Annotated in this window: 24 protein-coding genes; 7 read left to right on the top strand and 17 right to left on the bottom strand. The window is 39.1% G+C overall.

Annotated features, from left to right (window positions below; all coding sequences use genetic code 11):
- Positions 1-58: 58 nt before the first annotated feature.
- The 3 genes from spoIIM to NSQ94_RS06915 all read right to left on the bottom strand — a co-directional run bounded on the left by spoIIM (position 59) and on the right by NSQ94_RS06915 (position 2,514).
- The gene (gene spoIIM / locus NSQ94_RS06925; protein ID WP_066247667.1) at positions 59-697 is read right to left on the bottom strand and encodes a stage II sporulation protein M; all 639 of its coding nucleotides are present in this window, start codon (positions 695-697) and stop codon (positions 59-61) included.
- 96 nt (positions 698-793) lie between these two features.
- On the bottom strand, positions 794-1,963 hold the full coding sequence (locus NSQ94_RS06920) for a TIGR00375 family protein (protein WP_130157809.1): 1,170 nt from the start codon (positions 1,961-1,963) through the stop codon (positions 794-796).
- The gene (locus NSQ94_RS06915; RefSeq protein ID WP_063388341.1) at positions 1,960-2,514 is read right to left on the bottom strand and encodes an NUDIX hydrolase; all 555 of its coding nucleotides are present in this window, start codon (positions 2,512-2,514) and stop codon (positions 1,960-1,962) included. The genes NSQ94_RS06920 and NSQ94_RS06915 overlap by 4 nt, the downstream gene beginning before the upstream one ends.
- 78 nt (positions 2,515-2,592) lie before the next feature.
- On the opposite strand from NSQ94_RS06915, the gene mciZ reads away from it, so the two are divergent.
- Entirely contained in the window at positions 2,593-2,772 is a 180-nt protein-coding gene (gene mciZ, locus NSQ94_RS06910; RefSeq protein ID WP_145976098.1) for a Z-ring formation inhibitor MciZ, read from the top strand.
- Positions 2,773-2,777: 5 nt separating this feature from the next.
- A complete protein-coding gene (locus tag NSQ94_RS06905; RefSeq protein ID WP_339230435.1) occupies positions 2,778-3,698 on the top strand; it encodes an aldo/keto reductase in 921 nt (306 codons plus the stop codon).
- A gap of 262 nt (positions 3,699-3,960) precedes the next feature.
- Here NSQ94_RS06905 and NSQ94_RS06900 read toward each other — a convergent pair whose 3' ends face one another.
- Positions 3,961-4,566, bottom strand: coding sequence for a TetR/AcrR family transcriptional regulator (locus NSQ94_RS06900; RefSeq protein ID WP_339230434.1), 606 nt, complete (start codon positions 4,564-4,566; stop codon positions 3,961-3,963).
- A gap of 169 nt (positions 4,567-4,735) precedes the next feature.
- On the opposite strand from NSQ94_RS06900, the gene cyoE reads away from it, so the two are divergent.
- Positions 4,736-5,653, top strand: a complete 918-nt coding sequence (gene cyoE, locus NSQ94_RS06895) for a heme o synthase (protein ID WP_339230432.1) — start codon at positions 4,736-4,738, stop codon at positions 5,651-5,653.
- Positions 5,654-6,025: 372 nt separating this feature from the next.
- On the opposite strand, the gene NSQ94_RS06890 is transcribed toward cyoE, so the two are convergent.
- From NSQ94_RS06890 to NSQ94_RS06875, 4 genes are all read right to left on the bottom strand, one after another.
- Positions 6,026-6,235, bottom strand: coding sequence for a DUF3886 domain-containing protein (locus NSQ94_RS06890; RefSeq protein WP_130157802.1), 210 nt, complete (start codon positions 6,233-6,235; stop codon positions 6,026-6,028).
- Between the two features lie 36 nt (positions 6,236-6,271).
- Positions 6,272-6,514: a DUF2552 family protein gene (locus NSQ94_RS06885; protein ID WP_063388346.1), complete on the bottom strand. Its 243-nt coding sequence runs from the start codon at positions 6,512-6,514 to the stop codon at positions 6,272-6,274.
- A 10-nt stretch (positions 6,515-6,524) separates the two neighbouring features.
- Positions 6,525-6,848 (bottom strand): iron-sulfur cluster biosynthesis family protein, encoded by a 324-nt coding sequence (locus NSQ94_RS06880; protein ID WP_063388347.1) that lies wholly within the window; start codon positions 6,846-6,848, stop codon positions 6,525-6,527.
- 209 nt (positions 6,849-7,057) lie between these two features.
- Complete coding sequence (locus NSQ94_RS06875) at positions 7,058-7,840, bottom strand: class I SAM-dependent methyltransferase (protein ID WP_063388348.1); 783 nt, start codon at positions 7,838-7,840, stop codon at positions 7,058-7,060.
- 402 nt (positions 7,841-8,242) lie between these two features.
- Between NSQ94_RS06875 and NSQ94_RS06870 the strand changes: the two genes are divergently transcribed.
- Entirely contained in the window at positions 8,243-8,614 is a 372-nt protein-coding gene (locus tag NSQ94_RS06870) for an iron chaperone (RefSeq protein WP_339230429.1), read from the top strand.
- A gap of 480 nt (positions 8,615-9,094) precedes the next feature.
- Here the strand turns inward: NSQ94_RS06870 and NSQ94_RS06865 are convergent, their stop codons facing one another.
- The 4 genes from NSQ94_RS06865 to NSQ94_RS06850 all read right to left on the bottom strand — a co-directional run bounded on the left by NSQ94_RS06865 (position 9,095) and on the right by NSQ94_RS06850 (position 12,824).
- Positions 9,095-9,424 carry a YolD-like family protein gene (locus tag NSQ94_RS06865; RefSeq protein WP_066247653.1) on the bottom strand — a complete coding sequence of 110 codons (330 nt, stop codon included), beginning with the start codon at positions 9,422-9,424 and terminating at the stop codon, positions 9,095-9,097.
- Positions 9,425-9,462: 38 nt separating this feature from the next.
- On the bottom strand, positions 9,463-10,719 hold the full coding sequence (locus NSQ94_RS06860) for a UV damage repair protein UvrX (RefSeq protein WP_339230427.1): 1,257 nt from the start codon (positions 10,717-10,719) through the stop codon (positions 9,463-9,465).
- A 341-nt stretch (positions 10,720-11,060) separates the two neighbouring features.
- On the bottom strand, positions 11,061-11,855 hold the full coding sequence (locus NSQ94_RS06855) for an SDR family oxidoreductase (protein ID WP_066247648.1): 795 nt from the start codon (positions 11,853-11,855) through the stop codon (positions 11,061-11,063).
- Entirely contained in the window at positions 11,856-12,824 is a 969-nt protein-coding gene (locus NSQ94_RS06850; protein ID WP_339230424.1) for an MBL fold metallo-hydrolase, read from the bottom strand.
- Positions 12,825-13,149: 325 nt separating this feature from the next.
- On the opposite strand from NSQ94_RS06850, the gene proC reads away from it, so the two are divergent.
- Both proC and namA read left to right on the top strand, forming a co-directional pair.
- Positions 13,150-13,986 (top strand): pyrroline-5-carboxylate reductase, encoded by an 837-nt coding sequence (gene proC, locus NSQ94_RS06845; protein WP_063388161.1) that lies wholly within the window; start codon positions 13,150-13,152, stop codon positions 13,984-13,986.
- A 129-nt stretch (positions 13,987-14,115) separates the two neighbouring features.
- Positions 14,116-15,141 (top strand): NADPH dehydrogenase NamA, encoded by a 1,026-nt coding sequence (gene namA, locus NSQ94_RS06840; protein ID WP_130157790.1) that lies wholly within the window; start codon positions 14,116-14,118, stop codon positions 15,139-15,141.
- Between the two features lie 263 nt (positions 15,142-15,404).
- Here the strand turns inward: namA and rnz are convergent, their stop codons facing one another.
- Positions 15,405-16,334, bottom strand: a complete 930-nt coding sequence (gene rnz, locus NSQ94_RS06835) for a ribonuclease Z (RefSeq protein ID WP_130157788.1) — start codon at positions 16,332-16,334, stop codon at positions 15,405-15,407.
- Positions 16,335-16,511: 177 nt separating this feature from the next.
- Between rnz and zwf the strand changes: the two genes are divergently transcribed.
- Positions 16,512-17,987 (top strand): glucose-6-phosphate dehydrogenase, encoded by a 1,476-nt coding sequence (zwf, locus tag NSQ94_RS06830; protein ID WP_311066302.1) that lies wholly within the window; start codon positions 16,512-16,514, stop codon positions 17,985-17,987.
- Positions 17,988-18,072: 85 nt separating this feature from the next.
- Here the strand turns inward: zwf and NSQ94_RS06825 are convergent, their stop codons facing one another.
- From NSQ94_RS06825 to xylF, 4 genes are all read right to left on the bottom strand, one after another.
- On the bottom strand, positions 18,073-18,345 hold the full coding sequence (locus tag NSQ94_RS06825; RefSeq protein ID WP_094246179.1) for an acylphosphatase: 273 nt from the start codon (positions 18,343-18,345) through the stop codon (positions 18,073-18,075).
- An 818-nt stretch (positions 18,346-19,163) separates the two neighbouring features.
- Positions 19,164-20,345 (bottom strand): sugar ABC transporter permease, encoded by a 1,182-nt coding sequence (locus NSQ94_RS06820; protein WP_063388156.1) that lies wholly within the window; start codon positions 20,343-20,345, stop codon positions 19,164-19,166.
- Positions 20,346-21,845, bottom strand: a complete 1,500-nt coding sequence (locus NSQ94_RS06815; RefSeq protein WP_066247700.1) for a xylose ABC transporter ATP-binding protein — start codon at positions 21,843-21,845, stop codon at positions 20,346-20,348. It abuts the gene before it with no gap.
- A gap of 91 nt (positions 21,846-21,936) precedes the next feature.
- Entirely contained in the window at positions 21,937-23,025 is a 1,089-nt protein-coding gene (xylF, locus tag NSQ94_RS06810) for a D-xylose ABC transporter substrate-binding protein (RefSeq protein WP_339230421.1), read from the bottom strand.
- Between the last annotated feature and the right edge of the window lie 37 nt (positions 23,026-23,062).

Below are 23,062 nucleotides of genomic sequence, written 5' to 3'. Positions count from 1 at the left end.
AGTGTCCAACTGAAATAATTTTAAATTAAAAAATAAAATTTATATTAAATAATAATTATTATTTATAAATAAAATCAATCGTCCCTCTCATCAGGATCGGGGAAACATATGCTTCTAACATTGCAGCGAGCAATATAACGGCGATCAAGCAAGAAAATGTGACTGCATAGCCTGCAAACATTCGAAACGGCTGATCGTGGAACTTTTTTACAAAAAGCTGTCTAATGAGCTTGAAGGAAAAAGAAATTGCCGATGCGCTCATAATAAGAAACACAGGTATCAGCAGCAAATTTTGCGGCAAAACGGAAACGAATGACAGCAAAAATCCGCCCCATTTCATTTGATTTACTAAAAATCCGACTGTAAATCCAACGACCATTCCTTTTAAAAATAACATGATAAAAATAATCGGCAGACCAATGATCGAAATGCCTAGAAGCCACATAAGCCCTACATATTTTGTATTGTGGAAAAAACTTTGCTTGAACATTTCAAACGAGCTGGCAAGTTTTCCGTCCGATACTTGTCCAAAAAACAGGTTTAAATAATAATACAGATCTTCTTTTTGCGTAATGCTCATGCTGTTTACGATGATTGCGCCAAAAATTACTCCCATTATGAACAATATAAGCACAAATAAATAGACGGTTGATTGATCTTTCAATTGTTTTAGTAAAAAACGCTGAATATTCTGCATATCCTATCCTCTCCTGTCTTTCTTTACTAGATTGTATGAGAGAACGGATGGTACATATTCGTATTTTTACTAGAAAAAAAGAAAAGGCGCGAAAATTTACGCACCTTCCACTTTTCCGTATTTTCCTCCTCCCCCTGATTGCACATAAAGGGTGCCTTCTCTTGCCGAGATGATGGAAGCGGCGATTTTTTCCGGAACCACTTCGACAAGATCGGCGTACGGAACTTTGTGTAAAATATTCATTTCCGTTCCAAAATAATGCTTTAATTTTTTTAATGTTTTAGGGCCAATGCCAGGCAGAAAAGCTAGCGGGACTTGATGAATATAAGGGGGCCTTTTCTCCACATGATTTGTTTTATCCCCCAGTTCTTCAACCCGCTGTTTTACACCTTTTGTAATTTTTACTCCTCCGCATATTTGACAGCATCCCTCATCTGTCAAGCCTACTGTTTTTTGGCACGCTTCACAAAACGTTTCGTAATACTTTCCAAGTTTCGGGTTTAATCCGTAATTCGCCTCAATTTTTCTGTCGTTTTCTTTTTTGATCGCCATCACCAATTCCTGAAACGTCGGCGCTTTTAACAACAACTTCTGATATTCCCGCCCGATTTTTGGCAATGAATGGGCGTCTGAGTTCGTTAAAAATGGATAGGAAGCTAGTTCACGAATACGGCTTGCCATGTTAGTATCGCTGCTCAAACCGAGCTCGACCGCATCGATGAGTGTTTGATCAAAAACTTCTGTCAAGCTTCGCTGAACCCCTTTTCCGTACAAGCTTTTAAAAGGAGTAAAAATATGCGCCGGAATGAACAATCCGCCCAAGCTCTTCACTTTATGCTGAAGTCTTTTCCCTTCAACATATACCCGTTGAGAGCTTAAATGAATATTTTTTAAATGGGAGCTGAGCCAATGGGAAAATTCCTTCATCTTTTCTAAAGTCGGCATAAAGCATAAAACGTGGATCGGCCCATTGCAATGTTCATCAAATATTTCAAGCTCCGTACCTAAAATAAGTGTCGAATTTTGATAGCGGACTCCCCCTTCCATTAATTCCTCATACTTTCCCCTTCTGATGCCATCTTCAATTTCCTTGATTACTTCGGGGACATGGCAATCAATAATGCCAATTATATCCATACCTTTGCTCTCAGCTGCTTCTATAAAAATATTTTCAAGCGTCAGCGACTTAGCGCCCGTAATCTTTACCGGTTTTCCTGTATTTGTTCTGCCGATATGAATGTGCAAATCTGCGAAAAAAGCGTTCATATCTCCTCACTCAATTGTTTTAATGTTAAATATTGAACTGCATAAGCTGTTTTTGCATCGTAAATTTCTTTTTCTTCTATCAATTTTCTCGCTTCCTCAAGGGTTACTTCCAGCACCTCGACAAACTCGTCTTCATCCAAACTCGCTTTATTTTCCAGCTTTATCAATCCTTCAGCTAAATAAAGATGAACGAGTTCATCAGCAAAGCCCGGTGAAGTATAAAACGAAATGACATGTTTTAATGATTCACATCCATAGCCCGTTTCTTCTTCCAACTCTCTTCTTGCTGTGATTTCAGGTGACTCCCCTTTTTCAAGCTTGCCGGCAGGAATTTCCACAAGCTGGCGTTCTAAAGCTTTGCGATATTGTCTCACCATGACAATTTTCCCTTCATTTGTAATAGGGATCACGGCAACTGCACCCGGATGCTTCACGACTTCACGTTTCGCATTTTCCCCGTTTGGGAGACGGACATCTTCCACATATACATCAATAATCTTCCCTGAAAAAATTTTTTCCTTCGCAATCGTTTCCTCGTTTAAACGGTTCATATATTCAACTCCTGTTCTATTGTCCAATCATTCTTCATACATTCTACCATAATTGAAAAGGAGGCGGAGCGATTGCTCATGTATCGGAATTATAACCGGGTTGTGATGATCGGAAAGCCGAAGGAAATTGCTTACAGCTTAAAGGAGGCCGCAAAACGATATAAAACAGTCTATGAATGGCTTCATCATGAATATGAAACATTTGCTTTTTCAAAAAGTTTATACTACTTTCAAATTAGAAGAGAAAAAGAGAGGTGATCTTTTTGAAAAAGCGCAGATTGGGAACATCCGAGCTGTATGTGAGCGAAATCGGTCTTGGATGCATGTCGCTTGGCCGCGACGAAAAGCATGCGCGTTCGCTGATTGACCAAGCGCTTGAATTGGGGATTAATTTTTTTGATACAGCAGATCTTTATGATCAAGGCCTGAATGAAGAATTTGTCGGAAGGGCTCTTAAATCGCGTCGAAACGATATCATTTTAGCAACAAAAGTAGGAAACCGGTTTGAAGTTGGCAAAGACGGATGGTGGTGGGATCCTTCCAAGAAATACATAAAGGAAGAAGTGAAAGAAAGCCTCAGACGGCTGGGTACAGACTATATCGACTTATATCAGCTTCACGGAGGAACAATCGACGACCCGATCGATGAAACGATTGAAGCGTTCGAAGAGTTAAAGCAGGAAGGCGTCATCCGCTACTACGGCATTTCTTCGATTCGGCCGAACGTTATTAAAGAATGGTTGAAACGCTCCAATATCGTTTCAATCATGATGCAATACAGCCTTCTTGACCGGCGCCCAGAAGAATGGTTTTCTTTGATTCAGGAGCATAACGTTTCTGTTATTGCCAGAGGGCCGTTGGCTCAAGGCCTCTTGACAGAGCGCCCGCTTGAAAAAGCCTCTGAGCGCGTCAAGAACAATGGATATTTAGACTACACGTTCGATGAATTAAAAGAAGCTTTGCACAGCATCGATTCAGCATGCCCGGATCGCACTCGGACGGAAACAGCCGTAAAATATGTTCTTCATCAGCGTGTTGTAGCCTCCTGCATTGCCGGAGCGAGCAAGCAAGAGCAGCTGCTAGAAAATGTCCAAGCAGCGAAAGCAAAAGATCTGCTGGAAGAAGAGTACGAAGCGCTTATAAACGCAACAAAACAGTCTCTTTATACAATCCATCGCGATTAAAACAGGCGGGGCCGATCCCCGCTTATTTATTTTCGGAATTCACATGACTGTTGAAAATTCAATTTAGTTATCCAGTTGATGTTCCTGCCGAAACGGATGAGATTCGCATGATCGTGCAATCTCAATGGCTAAACGATTGTTCATAGCACATCAACCGGATTTACAACTATATGTATCGGTTCATTGAACAGCGCCGCTCATTCCTATCTTGAAAAATTTTTGGACTAATATATTTTGAAATCCGTTTAAGCTTGAATATTTTCTAATGAGGGGATCGAAGCAAATTTTGCAGTGCTTTTCCATATAAATGAAGGGGCACACGGTCTTCGCTAATATAATAAAATATCGCTAAACCGTTTTCTAACGAAAGAATAGTCCATGCTATTTCATCCGCAGATAGAACAGAATCGTTAATCTCTTTCGACTTCAATTTTTCAATCGCCTTGGAAATTTGTTGTACCGCCTCCGTTATCATGTCAGACCATTTTCGGCGTACCGATTCTTCACGCATCGCATAAAGAAAAAATTCCATGTTAAGCATGCTCCACGTTCGATTTTTCTGCCTAACTGATAGGAAATATTCATCCATCGTTTCGATAAAATGTGAAAGCGAATGCTGTCCGTCGATGACTTGAAGAATGTTGTCCACATGCAATTGCATTTGTTGCTCCAAAATGGCTAAAAAGAGCTCTTCTTTGGAACGAAAATGGGCATATACCGCCCCTTTGCTAAATCCGGCATGTTCTGCAATTTTATCAACAGAAGCGCCGTGAAAGCCGAATCGAGCAAAGATTTCAACAGCTGACTCTAAAAGTAATTGCCGCGTTTCTTTTTTTCGCTCCTCTTGGGTTAATCTTCGTCTGACCATTTGCTATCCTCCCTCTCTCTTGACAATCATACCATATAGCATTAACATACCAGATAGTATATAAATTCTAATCAGTATACAAATTATAATTTCTCATTATGCTGGACGCAACTATCAACGATGTCCTCCTAGATTTATAGATCATGAGTGAAAAGGGAAGAGGGGAAGAATGCGAAAAGAAGAAAGCCTTACAACACAGAAACCAACTTTGCCCCAAATTTTGGCTGAAACTTTTAAAATCGGAATTATTCAATCAAATCTCGTTCCGATGTTGGCTGGATTGACATTGGCATTGTATACGTATCAGATCAGCCTGTTTGAGAAATTGCCGGAAATGTTATTTGCTTTGATTGGATCGATTTTCGTAATGGGTGCAGCTGGAGCTTTTAACAACTTATATGACCGAGATATAGATTCTATCATGGAAAGGACGAAAAACAGACCGACTGTGACAGGAGCAATAAAGCCTAAAACCGTATTATGGCTTGGAATCTGTATGTCTATTTTAGGAATAGCAGCTCTTGCATTAACAACTCCTCTAGCAGCATTCCTAGGGTTTCTAGGTTTGTTTTTTTATGTTGTCCCATATACGATGTGGAGCAAGAGAAGAACAATTTATAATACGGAAATTGGCAGTATTTCTGGAGCAATGCCCCCTCTCATCGGATGGGCTGCTGTTCATCCGGACGTGACACATCCAGCCATTCTTGGTTTGTTTGTGATTTCAATTATTTGGCAAATGCCTCATTTTTATGCTATAGCTATTCGCAAGCACGATGAGTATAAGGCTGCGAAGGTTCCTATGCTCCCAGTTGTCAAAGGTGTTAAAAGAACATATATACAAACTAATATTTATTTAATTATTTTAATTGCAGCAAGCTTTCTTTTTGGGCCTTTAAGCCTCGGTCTTATGTTAGTAGCCCTTCTTTTAAGCGTTCTGTGGCTTATGTTAAGCATTTTCGGTTATAAAAAAATGGATTCAGAGAAATGGGCAAAATCAATGTTTCTTTATTCTCTGTTTCATATGACAATCTTATTTTCAACTGTCATTATCTATTCTCTTGTGGGAATTCTTTTTCATTTATAAAAGAAAGCGTTTCTAAACAAATTCATGGCTGGCATAATAAATGTTGGGAATAAAGGGGCTGTCCAATGAGTTCCTAAAATGAAGGATTGGGGAGAAATACTACTGTGAAAGACAAAAATAATCGAATAAAATTTGTAAATGTCCTTCATAGAGGCAATGAAGTCCAACAAGAAGCAATTGTATGTGCTGAATGTCCGTCATACAACTTTTGAAGAACCTAATGAAGAAAGAAAACATAAGAAAAGTCCTTCATAAGACTTCTGGAGGATATAAACAAGACAGGAAAAATGGTCTGTCCGATAAGTCCCTAAAATGAAGGGGCTCCAAAAGTCAGTTAACCCTGACTTTTTGGACAGCCTCCTTTCCAGCTTTTTATTTAAAATCTTCCCATTTCAAGTCGCTTTCTGCGAGCAATTCAGCAAAGCTTTTCTGTTTTTCCCGCTTTTGTTCCTCTTTTCTTTTACGCTCCAATTCCAGTTTTTTTAATTTCTCTTTTTCTTCTTCAATTTGTTTCTTCATATCTATAAGCTTTTTCGCTTTTTCTTCGCCGATTTGATCTTTGAGATTCCATGCATCCTTCATGTTTTTTCCCTTCCTTTGACCAATGCATGCTCTTTTTTATCCTAATACATCGTGAATATTCTGCATGTTTTTTTCCATCCATGCAATTGCTTCATCGATCGTGGCAAACTCTTCCGCTTCAAACGTCATTTCATCTTGAATCAGCCACACATCCTTTTTTTCATATCCCATTCCTCCTACAGACCAATGCAGAAGGGTGTACGGATGATTGTCATGGAGAAAGGACACCCATGTTTTATTTAAAGCAATGTTCTTTAAAGAAGCTAGACGTTCCTTCAATTTTGTTCCCTCATTTCACAATGCAGCTCATTCTTGGATTGTAAATTTGCATTGGACTTTTGAGCATGAATATTTGTCTTTGCCCGTGATAATCGATTTGCAATTCATCATCTAAAAAAACAAGCTTTGATCGCTCCACGTACACCGGGACAAAATTTGTATCAATTTTCATATCATCCTCATCAAGATCTTTCACAAGCCAAAGAACAGTAACACCGCTCATGACACAGCCGCAGCCATCTGTATCATATTTCAGCTTTATATAGCGGTTTTCGTTCATTTCCAATATCTCTTTAAGTTTTGCTTTCGCTGCGTTTGTAAACGAAATGTTCATAGGCTAAAATCATCCTTTTTTAATTTTGCCTCCATTCTATCATATTTTAGCTCTCTCCGCTTATTGAAGCAGAATGAACATAACCGATTAACTTTTTTTAAACATTTATAGAGAAATATTGACAAACTATTAGCCGGGTTAGTTGAATAAAGCTGTTGTTTTTATTTGTGAGAAATCAGTGTTATTTTCACAAGCAAATTATGACACGTCTATTTTCTTCCAATCAATATCATTGCATTCCCTAATACTTTTTTGTTCAATAAAAGCTTTGGCAGTTTCATTACTTTAGCGAGTTTGTAGCTTTTCAATTCAGATACACCATGTTTCTTTAAGGAATTTAAGAGCTCTTTTTCATCCCCAAATATTTTTTCATCCATAAACAGATCTAAAAAGACAAATCCACCACCAGGTTTTAACACTCTTAATGCCTCTTTCATTACTTCTGTTTTATTTCTTTCATCTTTAACTTCATGAAATGTTAGACAACTTACAATTATATCGAATTCATCATTTTTAAAAGGCAGTTTTGTGGCACTTGCTTTCAGAAAATTTATTCGATCAGAAACCCCTTCAATTTCAGCGTTTCGTTGGCATTGATCTTTCGAATATTCCCAATCGTCGCCCCAATAATCAATTCCAGTTAATAGGGACTCAGGAAAAGCCTTTGCAAGTTTTATAATCAGTGAACCGCTGCCTGTTCCTATATCCAGTATTTTTCCTCGCCCATCCCAATTCACCTTGGCAACAATTAAGTCATGTATTTTTGACTGATAATTTCCCCCAAATGCTGCGAATTGGTAATAAGAATAAGAAAGGATAAATGTAATATAAATTAATGGTAACGCTATAATACCTGACAAAACTCGCAGATATAAATTAATAGGTAAGAATGTCAACAAAATGAATAAAAGTGAAAAAAGCAAAAAAATTAGTAGTTTATTCATTCGAATCCAAGTTTGATACCTAGCATTTGTTTTCAAGTTATCAGCCATCCTTAAATCATAAACTGATTACCGTAGCAATTCGGTCATTGAATTGCTACGGCTCGTGTAGTTGACTAGCGAAAAGATACAGCATAAATTAAACTAATATTCATTTAATTTGGTGCTGTATCCTTTCCTTCAGTTTAAGTAAATTGTTTCACAATATCATGGTTTTATCAATCTTTATTATAAATAATCAAGTTTTGCTTTAAATGGTCGAACCTTTTTTTAACTCTACATTCGGATGGAAAATTTCAAAACTAATTTGCATTTTAAGCCATTTTGACTATTCAGGTTGTAAAATATATAGTGGAAATAGGTGTCGTGTTCTGAGCGGTTCTGTGAGGAGTTTTAACGACGAATGGGTTTGAGGAACTTCTCTGAACGATTTTTATTTTAGGAGGAAATAACATGGAAGTTTTTGCAAAATATTTAGCAGGTATTGATAACCCCGACCACCGCGACCGAACAGAGGAAATTTTGGCGTGGGTTGCTAATAAATTTCCAAATTTGAAACCGCAAATCAAGTGGAATACGCCAATGTTTACCGATCACGGCACATTTATCATCAGCTTTTCCACAGCGAAGCATCATTTGAGCGTTTCACCTGAAGAAAAAACAATGATGCATTTTGCCGATGAAATCGCCCAAGCTGGCTACAGCGCTACCAAAGGCTTGTTTCGAATTCCGTGGAATGAGCCGGTAAATTACGAATTGCTGGAGAAAATGATTGAATTTAATATTCAGGATAAAGCAGACTGTTCAACTTTTTGGCGGAAATAGAATAGGATAGTCCTTAGAAAGCCTGTGAGGGCTTCTGAGAGGCTTTAAAGAAGTTGATAGCTACAAAAACGCTTTTTCATGCCCCAACACTCTTGTTGTGGACGCCCTGACACAGCTAATGTCAAAGCTTTTTTAATAAGTGTAAATTATTACAGGAGCTAAGAAAATAATTCTCTTACTTATTCCAGAAAATGACCCTATAGTGGCAGAGTGAAACTTAATTGTTTTTAGTTAACCGTGAATGTCACTTATTCACTAACGGGTGCTTTTTTAGTGAAAGAAAAATTAATTGATTTTAAGATTGAGATCATGTTTTAGTTATTCCATTATAGGACGCCGATGGTAGAGTAGCAAAAAGCCCAATTTCTCAAATTTTTAGAAATTGGGCTGTTAATTATCGTCATTTTCTAAGCGTTGTAAATCTGCATTTTCCTGACCTTACGCTACCCCTATTAAATTTGTATTTCTAATGCTGTTTTCTTAGTATTGCTCAATTTCAATAATATCTCCTAATTTTAAAACATGTTTTTTGGTCAAGTAATCAACAATTCGTAATTCTCTTTTTAGCTGATCGATATAATGAATATTGCCGACAAGCTTCTTTATTTCACCTTTTTGATAATAGGTGAATTGTAGAGTAATGTTCTCTTCCATAGCCTCACAGATAACTTCATTAAATTCTTCATATTTTTGTTCATCTAAAACCGGTTTTTCGACTTTATCTAAACTTTCATTGTATTTCCTTAGTAATTTCACATGCTCGGGCAGCATCATAGCTGTCCACTTTATGCTTCCACGATCCTGAATCATTGTTTATCCCATCCTTTGCTTTCTTTTCTTCATATTCGTTACGCATAATGCCCGCCGATCAGCTTGTTGCGGTGAAGACTCGTTCCTGCCTTCGTATACGAAACAGCGCGCAGCAGTGCATTGGAGCCGTGCTTGTTCCGAATCGCATCCATTACATATCCTAAACGATGCTCTTTTATGCGGTTCGGCCTAAACAAATCAAGCTGCATGCCGCTGTCTTTTTCCACGTTGGAAAGAGAGATGGAAATTTTTCTGACTGTCTTCCCCTCATAAAAACGATCAAACAGCAAAAGGCAGGCTCGATAAAGATCCATCGTAATATTTGTTGAGACATCCATCGTTTTTGAACGGTAAAATCCTCCTCCGCCTTCCTTTTGGCTGTAGCCGATTCCAAGGCTGATTGTTCTCCCCGCCATCCGGTGTTCCCTCGCTCTTTTTGCCACTTCCTCGCACATTTCTAAGATGACGCATTTCACCTCTTCGGGGTCCGGATAGTCGCGAAGCAATATTTGATTTTTTCCAAAACTGATTTGCCCCAGCATAATCGGAGAGCCTATGTCGGAAAGATCTATTCCCCATGCGTGGTAATAAAGCTGATTCCCCATGACGCCGAACTTCTTTTCAAGGAGCTCTAACGGATAATTTGCGAGCTGACCGACTGTAAAAATTCCCATTCGATTTAACGTTTTTTCAAGTCTTGCCCCAATCCCCCACATCTTACGCAACGGCTTGATGCTCCACAGCTTCGTTTTGACATCATCATACGTCCATTCCGCTATACCTTTCTTTTTCGCCTCCAAATCTAGACAAAGCTTCGCCATCAATATGTTTGGACCGATCCCAACCGCGCATGGGAGAGAAAATTCATTTCGTAAATCTTCCACAATTTTTTCGGCCAGACTATGCGCATCCCCCCAAAGTCTTTCTGTTCCATCCGCAGTAATAAAACATTCATCTACGCTGTAAACATGGATGTTTTCTTTCGGAACATAGCGGTTCAGCAGCCGAGTAATTTCAGCAGAAATCCGTAAATACGTCGCCATTTTCGGAGTGATGAGGCGGATGCGGGGGTCGTTTGGAATTTGAAATAAGCGGGATCCGGTTTGAATTCCGAAATCTTCCTTCAGTTTTGGTGAAGCGGCCAATACAATGCTTCCTGCCCGATCTTTGTCCCCAACGATAGCAATGTGGGATGTTAAAGGATCAAGCCCAAGCATGACCGCCGCACAGCTCGCATAAAAGCTTTTCATATCGATGCATAATATATGCCGGTTTGGAAACGATTCATAATTCATTCCATCATCCCCTTATGAGAATGTATGTTCGGTTTTATTTTATTTTCATTGTATGGGAATATACGTTCGGTTTCAATGGGAATTTGCGCCATTTTTCGCGGTACAAAAGGAGCATAACAACGAAGTACGGCATCGAAAAACAGATATTAAGCTTGGAAACAGCTTATTCAAAATACAGCCGCGTTTTTTAGAAGATTTAAGTTGGAGACAAATCGGTGAACGAGCTGAATTTTTTGTCAAAATAAAAAGACGCTTGACGCGCCTTTTCAGAAGTGAGAGCGGAGATTTTAGCGAAAAGTCCGCCTTCAGCTTTCTGTTCATTTCCTGCATCATGCTCCCGGTCATTTTTGCCGAAACAAATTTCCGGCAACTTTTTCAAATAGGGAGGGCATGAGACGATAAACAAGCCCGCCAAGCTCCATCCAAACAGGCATATTAATTTCCCGTTTATTTGTCAGCATCACGCTCACGATTTTTTGTGCAACAGCTTCCGGATTAAGCATCCAGCGTTGGACATTTTTCACATAATCCCCTGACGTATCGGCAAGATTGAAAAAATCCGTTTCAATTGGACCCGGATTGACAGATGTTACAAAAATCCCGCGGTCCGCCACTTCCATCCGCAAGCTGTTCGTAAAGCCTAAAACAGCATGTTTTGTAGCAGAATAGAGGCTTGATTTCGGAGTAGCTATTTTGCCAGCCTGAGAAGCGACATTAATAATATGCCCTTCCCGTTGGGCCAGCATCTTCGGAAGAACCAGCTTTGTCGCAGCAATTAATCCGAACACGTTTACTTTAAACATTTGCTGCATCTCTTCAAATGTTGCTTCCTCTGCATTTCGAAAAATACCAAAACCAGCATTATTGACTAAAACATCCACTCGGTCAAAATTCTCTGTGATGTCCGTAAATACTTCGGAAACTGCGTCAAGGTCACTGACATCCAGTTCGTAATATGTACAAGAAATAGAGTGAGAGGCTTGTAGCTCATCCGAAAGTTTCTTGAGACGATCCTTCCTCCTAGCCAGCAAAACTAAGTGTCCACCGCTTTCTGCAACGATCCTTGCGATTTTTTCCCCGATCCCGCTCGATGCCCCCGTAATAACTACCAATCGATCTTTAAGCCGCGAATTCATTTATTTGTCACCTCTTCGTTGCACGGAAAAAAGTAAAACTCCATTTTCTATTCTTTTGTTAATTTTTCCATATTGTTCTAAATAATCAAGCTGAGCAACAGTTTCTGATATAGCAAATAAAAGCTCTTGTTGATAAGCAGACGGAAAAAGAAGCTTGCAAAGAGCAAACACCGTCATTTCCTGTTTTTCTAAATGCTTTAATACGGTGAGCGCGCGTTCATGCTGTTTGTCTAAACGGTTCCGAATCAACAGATGAGGATCGAAAAATTCATCTTTATGACCCGGAAAGACAACAGAAATCGGAATATGCAAAAGCTTTTTCAAAGATTCATTATATTGCAGCTGAGGTTTTGGACGCTCTTTTCCTTCATACGGCATTTCAAGAACAGGATTGGAGGAAATGGTTTTCAGCAAATGATCGCCGCCGATCATTCGGCAGTCTTTCTCATTGTACAAAACGATATGGCTTTGGGCATGTCCAGGAGTCTCAATGACTGTAAACCCAGGCATCCCGTCTATTTCATCTCCTTCTTGAATGGAGGAGGTCAGCGGATGATTGCGTGGATATAAGGAAAGATCAAGATGATCTAAGTGTGACGCAAACGACTCCGGGACGGCAAACTGCTTCAATAATTCTAAAAAAAATTCCTTTTGCCGATCAAAAAAACGCACATCATGAGAAAGCCAAGGAGCAAGCAAACGATGGCCCAAAACACGAAGATCGCCATCAAAAAAATCGAGCAAACCGATATGGTCAGGATGATGGTGGGTAAGAATGACTTGCTCAATATCCTCAGGCACAAGCCCTATTTCCTTCAGCTTATGTTCAAAAACTCTCCACGCTTCCTCCGTTTTCATCCCTGCATCCACTAATGTCAATGCGTCCCCTTTTACAACATACACGTTCACATCTTTAATCGGATAAGGTATAGGGATCGTTATTTTATAAATTGCATCTTTGCTGAACATTTTTGCAAACCGCCTTTAATTTTTTAATATAACTTATTTTACACATGATAAATCAATTTGTCATTTTATTCGAATAATTCATAAGTATACTTGACAAGCCGTTGGAACTGATAAAAAATTAATTCTACAACGCTTTTAGAATTTAAGGCAGGGAAACATTTCATCATACAAACCCATCCAAAGCATGCGCTTCTGTTGCTTAACAGATGAATAGTAAAACGTTTTCTCGCTACCTTTCCCACTGAATCTCTTCTCTTTTAAACTAAGTTTATAGGGAAGAAGTTCAAAAGAAACATATAAAACGATCAGGAAGGAGTCTCTTTTTATGTACAAGTTTGGATTTATCGGAGCCGGATCTATGGCGGAAGCTATTATATCCGGATTGATCAACGGGAACAAGTGCCGGAGAGAAGAGATCGTTGTGACAAACCGTTCCAATGAAAAGCGGCTCGAGGAGCTGCAAAAAACATACGGCGTCACGATGACAAAAGATAAAAAGCATTTGTTTGACAACACAAAAACGATTTTTTTCGCGATGAAGCCGAAGGACGTTGACGAGGCAGTAAAAACAGTCCGCGAATACGCAACAGAAAACCATCTTGTTATTTCCATGCTCGCAGGCGTTTCAACGAAAGCAATTGAAACATTATTCAACAAACGTATTCCCGTCATTCGAGCAATGCCGAATACGTCCGCTACCATCAGACAATCAGCAACCGCCTTGGCACAAGGACAATATGCAACGGATGGTGACCTGTCAGCAGCTGTTGAACTGTTTCAATTGATCGGAACAGTAGAAATTGTTGAAGAAGACAAGCTCGATGCCGTCACAGGACTGGCAGGAAGCGGACCAGCCTATATTTATTACATAGTAGAAGCAATGGAAAAAGCAGCAGAAGAAATCGGTTTAGAAAAGTCCATGGCGCGCTCCCTCATTGTTCAAACACTTTATGGGGCAGCATTAATGTTAAAAACGTCTGACAAAGAGCCGTCTACTCTAAGAAAAGAAATAATGAGCCCAGGCGGCACAACTGAAGCCGGCTTAAGCGTCCTAAACAATCATCACGTAGATGAAGCTATTATAAGCTGTGTGAAACGGGCAGTCGAACGGTCAAAAGAATTAAACAGCGCTTTGGAGGAAAAACTGGTGAACGAACAATAATCTGAAATCGGACTCGGGTTCAGCGAGCAATACTGAACCCCTTTTTTATATTTACCAAGCAGATCATATGACAAAAATAATCATAATTGCTAAAATTTTAAAGGAAATATTTAGGGAGGCGAATAAAAGATGAAAGACCGATTATTATTTTCTCCATTTACGATTAAAGATGTCACATTGAAAAATCGAATTGTCATGTCGCCGATGTGCATGTACTCAGCCGCAAATAAAAAAGGATTTCTTGAAGATTTTCATTTCACACATTACATTTCAAGAGCGGTGGGACAGGTGGGCCTCATCATTCTTGAAGCAACAGCTGTTACGCCGGAAGGCAGAATTTCTGAATTGGACCTCGGTATATGGGAAGATGACCATATTATAAAATTGGCTGAACTTGTGCAACAAATCAAATCATACGGAGCGAAAACAGGCATCCAGCTTGCTCATGCAGGAAGAAAGTCAAATGTGAGCGGAGACATATTCGCCCCATCTTCAATTCCTTTTGATCAAAACAGCCGTACACCGAAAGAACTGACAAAAGAACAAATAAAAGAAACGGTTGAAAAATTTCAATTAGGAGCAAAACGAGCTAAGGACGCAGGCTTTGATATCATCGAAATCCATGCAGCCCACGGTTATCTCATTAACGAATTTTTATCTCCGCTATCAAACAAGCGCAATGATGAGTACGGAGGAAGCTTAGAGAACCGCTACCGGTTTTTAAAAGAGGTTATCCAAGCCGTAAGGAAAGTGTGGGAAGGCCCGTTGTTTGTTCGTGTTTCCGCCAGTGACTATGTTGAAGGCGGATCGACGATAAATGATTACGTACAAATTGCTAAATGGCTGAAAGAGGATGGTGTCGATTTGATTGATGTCAGCTCAGGAGGGCTTGTCCCGGCAAATATAGATGTTTATCCCGGGTACCAAGTGCCATTTAGCGAAAAAATCAGACAGGAAGCAAACATCAAAACAGGGGCAGTCGGCTTAATTACTTCACCTTTGCAGGCGGAAGAGATTTTAAAAAACAACCGGGCGGATCTTATTTTTGTCGCCCGCGAATTATTGAGAAATCCATATTGGCCTTACCATGCAGCTAATGAACTAAACGCAAAAATTGAATCGCCGACACAATATGAACGCGGATGGCGCGTATAAAAGAAGAAGCTGTCTCAAAAAAGCCTTTTGAGGCAGCTTTTGTTTGCATATTGCATTTTCCAAAGCATACAGTGAGTGTTGAATCAACATATAATTCTTTCATTGCCGCAACCGAAAAAATTTTGAAAGTTCAGAGATTCTGCAAGAATCATGTCGACGATTTTTTTGCCCGATTATAGGACTAAATATGCCTGTAGACGATTCTTTTATTCTATGTAAAAAAGGCGGCGAAAGTTTCATTTTTGGCATCCCCATACCATTTTCTACTTTTTAGGAATTGGGACACATAAAAAATCATGGGCAAGGCTTGCTTCTGGAAATACAGCCCTTGCTTCAGCAAGAAGCATTTGACAATCCTCTTCGCCTTGATATCGCGAGCTAATATGCGTCAGCCATAACGTTTTTGCGTTTGCCTCTAAAGCAATTTGCGCTGCTTGAACTGTTGTCGAATGAAAATAATTGTAGGCCAAAAGCTCTTCATCCTTTGCAAATGTCGCCTCATGCACTAAAACATCCGCATCCTTTGATAATTCGACGCTTTGCTTGCAATATCTTGTATCACCCAAAATCGAAACAATCCGTCCTTTTTTGACAGGACCTAAAAAATCTTTTCCATTCAAAACTCTTCCATCAGCAAGTTGGACTGTTTCGCCATTTTTTAATTTTTTGTATATAGGTCCAGGTTTTACTCCAATTTCTTTTAATCGATCCGCTAAAAGTGTTCCGGGCAGATCCTTCTCTATAATCCGATAACCGAATGAAGGGATGCCGTGCTCCAATTTCTTTACCTTAACGATGAATTGATCATCCTCAAAAACGGTTTCATCGTCAAATATTTCTTTTGTGATAAGCGGATATTTAAGATGAGTAAAGCTTAACTTCAAAGTTTGTTCCACAAATTCTTTAATGCCGGGAGGACCGTAAATTACGAGCGGGCTCTCGGCGCCATGAAAGGATCTTGTTCCTAACAAACCGGGAAGTCCGTATATATGATCACCATGCAAATGCGTAATAAAAATTTTTTCAATTTTTGCCGGTTTGATGTTCGTATATAAAATCCGGTGCTGTGTCGCCTCGCCGCAATCAAACAGCCAAATAGAACCGCGTTCTTCAAGCAATTCAAGCGCAATGGAAGACACATTTCGATGTTTGGCCGGCAGACCAGCACCTGTTCCTAAAAAATAAAGATTCAACGTTCGCTCCTCCAAATGTCTTTTTATCAGTTATTATAATACATTCATTCAATATTTAGCAGAAAAATCAGCAAATATTATTTGCGTTACAGTACGTTTACCTTTAAAATTAAATATTTGAACGGGTACATATTTTTAGCAAAATTTATAGCAAAACGATAAAGTGAGGTACGTTCAGTGAATACAATCCAGTTACCAAAAGCAATCATCATTATATTCGGAGCAACAGGAGATTTAGCAAAACGGAAATTATTCCCATCCATTTACCGTTTATATCAAAGCGGTAAGATCAGCGAAGAATTCGCGGTCGTTGGCGTGGCAAGAAGACCATGGACGAACGAAACGTTCAGGGAAAATGTTAAAGATTCCGTTGAAAATGCAGTTTCCGTCAACAGCGATCTAACATCCTTTACTTCGCATTTTTATTATCATCCGTTTGATGTATCGAACCAGTCTTCGTATCACAGCTTAAAAAGCTTACTTTCCGACTTGGATGAAAAATATCAAACGGAAGGGAACCGAGTCTTTTACTTGGCGATGGCGCCTGAATTTTTCGGAATCATCGCTAACAATTTAAAAGAGCACGGTTTAAAAGATACAAACGGATGGACAAGACTTGTCATTGAAAAGCCGTTCGGCCATGACCTAGCTTCCGCCCAAAAATTAAACGATGAAATCCGCGCCGCATTCGATGAAGAGCAAATTTACCGAATCGACCACTATTTAGGAAAAGAAATGGTGCAAAATATTGAAGTCATTCGATTTGCCAATGCGCTTTTTGAACATTTATGGAATAACCGTTTTATTTCCAATATTCAAATTACTTCAAGCGAATCACTCGGCGTGGAAGACCGGGGCAACTATTATGAAACATCCGGTGCGCTCAGAGATATGGTGCAAAACCATATGCTGCAGATGGTGGCCCTGCTTGCGATGGAACCGCCAATTAAATTAACGACTGACGAAATTCGTTCCGAAAAAATTAAAGTGCTTCGTGCATTACGGCCAATTCAGGAAAATGAAGTCGACAGCTATTTTGTAAGAGGCCAATATACAAAGGGAATAATTAATGGAAAAGAGGTTATCGGCTACCGAGAAGAAACAAATGTAGATCCCGATTCCAATACAGAAACGTTTGTGGCCGGAAAGATTTTGATTGACAATTACCGTTGGGCAGGCGTTCCTTTTTACATTCGCACAGGAAAGCGGATGAAAGAAAAATCAACAAAAATTGTTGTCGAATTTAAAGACATTCCAATGAACCTTTACTTTAAAAAGGAAAGCGACCGCGTTCCAAACTTGCTTGTCATCCATATCCAGCCTGATGAAGGGATTACGCTTCATCTCAATGCCAAAAAAGCGGGAGTAAGCTCAGAGGCTACACCAATTAAGCTTTCTTACAACAATAACGGCATCGACGGCATGAACACTCCGGAGGCATATGAAAGATTGCTATATGATTGCATGCAAGGCGATGCCACGAACTTTACCCACTGGGATGAAGTCGCCTTATCATGGGCATATGTTGATCCGATTTCAAATGCATGGTCCCGTAAAAAAGCGGCCTTCCCGAACTATGAGGCAGGCTCGATGGGTCCTAAAGAAGCGGATGAACTTCTTGCCAAAGACGGCTTCCATTGGTGGCCGATCTAATGACATTTTTCAATTTAAAAGTGTTACCTTATTAAAACACCCCTTGTACAAATAGGGGTGTTTTATCATATTGATGCTTTAATGATTAATAACGAATATCAAACTTTTGAAAGCCTTCCACTTCATCATGTTCCGTTAATTGTATATTTTCAACTTTTGAAAAAGGACTACCTTTTTGAATAGAGGCAAGAAAGTTCTGTAAATTTTGCTCCTCTCCTTCTGCAACGATTTCAACCGTTCCGTCCATCTTGTTTCGAACCCAACCGGAAATTTGGTGCTCGACTGCTTTTGATTGCGTAAAATATCGAAACCCCACTCCTTGCACACGTCCTGAAACAATGATATGGTATTGCTTCATTTTTTCACTCCTTTCATAAATATTCTTCATTTCTATCTTAATTTATTTTTTACCGAATTTAGATATAAACGAAACGGTTTGTGAAAGAATTAATCAAAAAAGTGATAGTTAAAAAATATATCCAATAGAGGCTGTCTAAAAAGTCAAATCCTCATTGAAAAATATCAATCTATCAACATTTCTAAAACATTAAAAGAGCGTCTATAAGCCGAAAAACGACTTATTAAACATCCCCATCCAAATTATAGAAAGTAAAGTTCGTAGGGGGGAATTTACACAATAATTTGGACTTGACCAAAGAATTTTGCAAGTTAAAAAGATAGAAAATCAATATAAGATGGGAAAAATCCAATCACAACTAACGCCAACCGAATGAAAAATATTAGAGTTCATAGATAATACGTGAAATTGCAGGTGAAATGTTCATTTCCATCCGAACGGTCAAAAACCATGTCAACAACATTTTAAAAAATGGAAGAAAAAAGCAGCAAAAAAATTAGGCTTATTTAAGAGGTAAGTTTAGTTATCGAACTTCTTAATTGCTTCTAGAATTACCTATAGGCTTTTTTATTTATGTGATTTTACATTTAATAAATCACATTCCGTCCTTAGTGATTTTCCTTCGTTGAAATACGATGCCTAAATGACCACAAGGATAGGAAATGAAATGAGGTTTATTCCAAGCTTTCCATAGTTTGATATAGTCTTCATAATTATATGGAAATTTTACAGCATACTGGTACATTTTTTACCAATACAAATAGGGCTGAAACTATGAATGATATCCAAAGTTCAGCCCTTTTGTAGCAGATTTTTAACTACTTATTTTTTTTACGGCTTGCAATATCTATCCAGACTGCTAGTACAAGAATACTTCCTTTCACAATGTACTGCCAATAGGTGTCCAGCCCCATAAGGGACATTCCATTATCGAGCGATGTCATGACCATGGCCCCTATAATCGCACCAATAATCGTTCCAGATCCGCCCATTAAAGAGGTTCCGCCAATGACACATGCAGCGATAGCATCTAATTCATACATCTGACCAGCCGAAATGGTAGCAGAAGAAAGACGAGCTGTTAACACAATTGCTGCAACGGCTGATAACAATCCGCTAAATACAAACAGCATCATCGTGCGACTTTTAATATTAATTCCTGATAAACGCGCAGCTTCTGAATTTCCGCCAATTGCATAAATATGACGGCCAAATGTTGTGTTATTCGCAATAAATGAAAAAATGACTGCCAAACCGATAACAAATATAATGGGAAACGGAATTCCTTTATAGCTGTTCATCGTGATGACGAATAAAACAATGAGTGAGCTAAGAAAAAGTATTTTCATGATTTCCAATGAAAGAGGCATTACTTCAAATCCATAATTTAAGCGAGTTTTTCGTTTTCTTATTGTTAAAATAACCAAAATGACTACTGCTAGTATGGCCAACACAATCCCAAACATATTTGTAAAATAGGCACTTCCAAGGGCAATAAAATTCGCATCAAAAATAGGAATGGTTGTTGATTTCGTTATTCCCATTAAGATGCCGCGAAATGCCATCATACCGCCTAAAGTGACAATAAATGCAGGAATTGCCTGATAGGCAACTAGCCAACCCTGAAGTAGGCCAACAATTGCACCAGCAACTAACGTGACAACAATGACAACAATCGTTGGCATTCCCATCCAGTTACTAAATATGGCAGCAATACCTCCTGTAAGACCTACAATGGATCCGACAGATAAGTCAATGTGTCCGGCAACAATAACGAGGACCATTCCAATCGCTAAAATAGAAGTAACAGACATTTGAGTGAATAAATTTGAAAGGTTACGCGCTGTTAAGAATGTATCGTTCAAAATTCCAAAGAACAGCCAAATCGCAACTATGGCACCAATCATCGTATAAGCCCGTACGTCAATTTTTCCGATTATATCTTTCAACGACTTTTTTTTGACATTTGTCTTTTGTTGAGCCGTCACTTTTAATTCCATTTATTTCCCTCCTCCCGTTGCTGCTGACATAATTTTTTCTTGTGTGGCTTCTTCTTTCGTCAGCTCTTTCACAAATCTGCCTTCGTTCATGACCAGAATTCGATCGCTCATACCAAGTATTTCAGGCAACTCTGATGAGATCATAATGATTGCGACTCCTTCATTAACCAGCTGATTCATTAATTGATAAATCTCATATTTTGCCCCTACATCAATTCCCCGTGTAGGTTCATCTAAAATTAAAATTTTCGGCTTAGACATCAACCATTTGGCAATAACGACTTTTTGCTGATTCCCTCCCGATAATGCTCCAACTTTCGTTTCGAGAGATGCCGTTTTAGTTTTTAACTTCTGGACAAACTGTTGGCTTGATTTCATTTCTTCATTATGGTTCATAACGCCCCATTTGCTAATTTTTTTCAAACTGGCAAGAGTGGTATTTGTTTTCACATCCATGCTTAAAACAAGACCAAAGCGTTTTCGATCCTCTGTCACTAATGCTATCCCTTCATTAATAGCATCTTGAACGTTGCGAATGTGAACCTTTTTACCTTCTATCCATACCTCGCCTTCCCGTTTTCCCTCATATGCTCCAAAAAGACTTGTGGCAAGCTCTGATCTACCAGACCCCATTAATCCAGCTATTCCAAGGATTTCTCCTTTTCTAAGTGAAAAGGAAATATTATCATTTACCTTCATTTTTGGCATGTCTGGATGCCAGACAGAATAGTTTTTCACTTCAAGAATCGTTTCTTTTGGAGTTCGTTTAGCTTGCGGATATCGTTCCGTTAATTCTCTGCCGACCATTAAAGAAATAATTTCATCCTCACTTGTTTCATCTTTGGATAGAGTTGCAATGGATTTTCCATCACGTAAGACGGTTATGGAATCAGCTAAACGAAAAACTTCAGGCATTTTGTGAGAAATGTAAATACATGTTACCCCTTTTTTTCTTAATTCCTCTAAAATTCCCATTAATATTTCGACTTCACTCTCTGTTAAGGCAGCTGTCGGTTCATCTAAAATCAATATCTTCGTATTTTTAGACAAAGCTTTGGCAATTTCCACAAGTTGTTGCTGCCCGATGCCAAGTGAATAGATTTTCGTTTGAGGGGCCACATTTAAACCTACTGCATTTAACCATTCGGATGACTCATAAAACAATTGATCCCATTGGATGACGCCATATTTTTTTGGTTCTGCTCCTAGAAAAATGTTCTCTCCAACTGTCAAATCTTTAACGAGTGCAAGTTCTTGGTGAATAATTGCAATCCCTGCCTTTTCTGCATCTTTAATATTGCGGAAATGTACAGGGGTTCCGTTTATACGAATCTCTCCTGAATATGTTCCAGTTGGATATAATCCACTTAATACTTTCATTAACGTCGATTTACCCGCTCCATTTTCACCACAGAGCGCATGAATTTCACCTTTTTTCACTTTAAATGTTACACGGTCTAATGCTTTCACTCCGGGAAACTCTTTTGTTATTTGATCCATCTCTAACGAATACAACCATCTTCCCTCCCATTCGCAGCATGATAGAATGAGAAAGGTCTGACTCTTTTGGAAGAGTCAGCCTTTATAACATTTAATTCTGTTTTGGCCATTGATCTTTTGGAACATTTTGATAGACATCTTCTAATTTGTGAAATCCATCTTTAATGACAGTATCTAGAACATTTTCTTTCGTTACAGCAATAGGATCGAGAAGGATAGATGGAACATCGATTTTACCGTTCGGTATTTTTTGATCTGTTTCGATTTTTTCTCCTTTTGCAACAGCTACAGCTATTTCAGCCGCTTTCGTGGCAATAGCATGAATTGGTTTATAAACCGTCATTGTTTGCGTTCCTTCCACGATGCGTTGCAGCGCAGCCAACTCTGCATCTTGACCAGACACAGGGATTTTCCCTGCCAGTCCTTGAGCCGCTAATGCTTGAATGGCGCCGCCAGCTGTGCCATCATTTGCTGCTATAACTGCTTGAATATTATTTTTATTTGCTGTTAAAGCGTTTTCCATATTTTTCAATGCTTCTTCAGGCTTCCAGTCCTTTGAGAACTGATCATAAACAATCTTAATATCCCCTTTTTCTTCAAGCGGTTTTAACACATTCATAGCTCCTTCACGGAATAGGTGTGCATTATTATCTGTATCGGCACCACCGATGTATACATAGTTTCCAGTCGGTGCTTGCTTAACAATCTCTTTCGCCTGCATTTCCCCAACTCGAACATTGTCAAAAGATACATAGTAGTCTACATCTGCATTTTTAATCAGGCGGTCATACGAAATAACCTTAATTCCTTCTTTATGCGCTTTGTCAACAATAGCTGCTGTAGCTTCTGCATTATGTGGTACAACAACTAACACATCTACCCCTTCGGAAATTAATTGTTCTGCTTGATTCAATTGAGCAGCATCATCGCCATTAGCCGCAAGCGTTTTTACTTCTGCTCCTAATTCCTTTACCTTTGCTTCAAACAGGTCTTTATCGCGCTGCCAGCGCTCCTCCTTTAACGTATCCATTGAGAAACCAACCACAATTTTGTCGCCATCTTCTTTTGCTTGACTGCTTTTGTCCTCGTCTCCCGATGAAACAACGCCGCATCCTGTTAAAGCAGAAGCTAAAACAAGTGATGCAGCTGCCATCGATAAAGTTTTCCACCATTTCTTCATTTGAAACCCCCCTCGTAATGTTTACGCTTTCATTTTT

Source organism: Aeribacillus sp. FSL K6-2833 (genome assembly GCF_037965815.1).
Taxonomy (GTDB): domain Bacteria; phylum Bacillota; class Bacilli; order Bacillales; family Aeribacillaceae; genus Aeribacillus; species Aeribacillus composti.
Note: the sequence above shows the minus strand (reverse complement) of the source record. Positions and strands in the feature narration are given on the sequence as shown.

Excerpts from the sequence above, each read along its gene's own strand:
- spoIIM (WP_066247667.1), bottom strand. The coding sequence starts at position 697 with ATGCAGAATATTCAGCGTTTTTTACTAAAACAATTGAAAGATCAATCA.
- NSQ94_RS06920 (WP_130157809.1), bottom strand. The coding sequence starts at position 1,963 with ATGAACGCTTTTTTCGCAGATTTGCACATTCATATCGGCAGAACAAAT.
- NSQ94_RS06915 (WP_063388341.1), bottom strand. The coding sequence starts at position 2,514 with ATGAACCGTTTAAACGAGGAAACGATTGCGAAGGAAAAAATTTTTTCA.
- mciZ (WP_145976098.1), top strand. The coding sequence starts at position 2,593 with ATGTATCGGAATTATAACCGGGTTGTGATGATCGGAAAGCCGAAGGAA.
- NSQ94_RS06900 (WP_339230434.1), bottom strand. The coding sequence starts at position 4,566 with ATGGTCAGACGAAGATTAACCCAAGAGGAGCGAAAAAAAGAAACGCGG.
- cyoE (WP_339230432.1), top strand. The coding sequence starts at position 4,736 with ATGCGAAAAGAAGAAAGCCTTACAACACAGAAACCAACTTTGCCCCAA.
- NSQ94_RS06890 (WP_130157802.1), bottom strand. The coding sequence starts at position 6,235 with ATGAAGGATGCATGGAATCTCAAAGATCAAATCGGCGAAGAAAAAGCG.
- NSQ94_RS06880 (WP_063388347.1), bottom strand. The coding sequence starts at position 6,848 with ATGAACATTTCGTTTACAAACGCAGCGAAAGCAAAACTTAAAGAGATA.
- NSQ94_RS06875 (WP_063388348.1), bottom strand. The coding sequence starts at position 7,840 with ATGGCTGATAACTTGAAAACAAATGCTAGGTATCAAACTTGGATTCGA.
- NSQ94_RS06870 (WP_339230429.1), top strand. The coding sequence starts at position 8,243 with ATGGAAGTTTTTGCAAAATATTTAGCAGGTATTGATAACCCCGACCAC.
- NSQ94_RS06865 (WP_066247653.1), bottom strand. The coding sequence starts at position 9,424 with ATGATTCAGGATCGTGGAAGCATAAAGTGGACAGCTATGATGCTGCCC.
- NSQ94_RS06860 (WP_339230427.1), bottom strand. The coding sequence starts at position 10,719 with ATGAATTATGAATCGTTTCCAAACCGGCATATATTATGCATCGATATG.
- NSQ94_RS06855 (WP_066247648.1), bottom strand. The coding sequence starts at position 11,855 with ATGAATTCGCGGCTTAAAGATCGATTGGTAGTTATTACGGGGGCATCG.
- NSQ94_RS06850 (WP_339230424.1), bottom strand. The coding sequence starts at position 12,824 with ATGTTCAGCAAAGATGCAATTTATAAAATAACGATCCCTATACCTTAT.
- proC (WP_063388161.1), top strand. The coding sequence starts at position 13,150 with ATGTACAAGTTTGGATTTATCGGAGCCGGATCTATGGCGGAAGCTATT.
- namA (WP_130157790.1), top strand. The coding sequence starts at position 14,116 with ATGAAAGACCGATTATTATTTTCTCCATTTACGATTAAAGATGTCACA.
- NSQ94_RS06825 (WP_094246179.1), bottom strand. The coding sequence starts at position 18,345 with ATGAAGCAATACCATATCATTGTTTCAGGACGTGTGCAAGGAGTGGGG.
- NSQ94_RS06820 (WP_063388156.1), bottom strand. The coding sequence starts at position 20,345 with ATGGAATTAAAAGTGACGGCTCAACAAAAGACAAATGTCAAAAAAAAG.
- NSQ94_RS06815 (WP_066247700.1), bottom strand. The coding sequence starts at position 21,845 with ATGGATCAAATAACAAAAGAGTTTCCCGGAGTGAAAGCATTAGACCGT.
- xylF (WP_339230421.1), bottom strand. The coding sequence starts at position 23,025 with ATGAAGAAATGGTGGAAAACTTTATCGATGGCAGCTGCATCACTTGTT.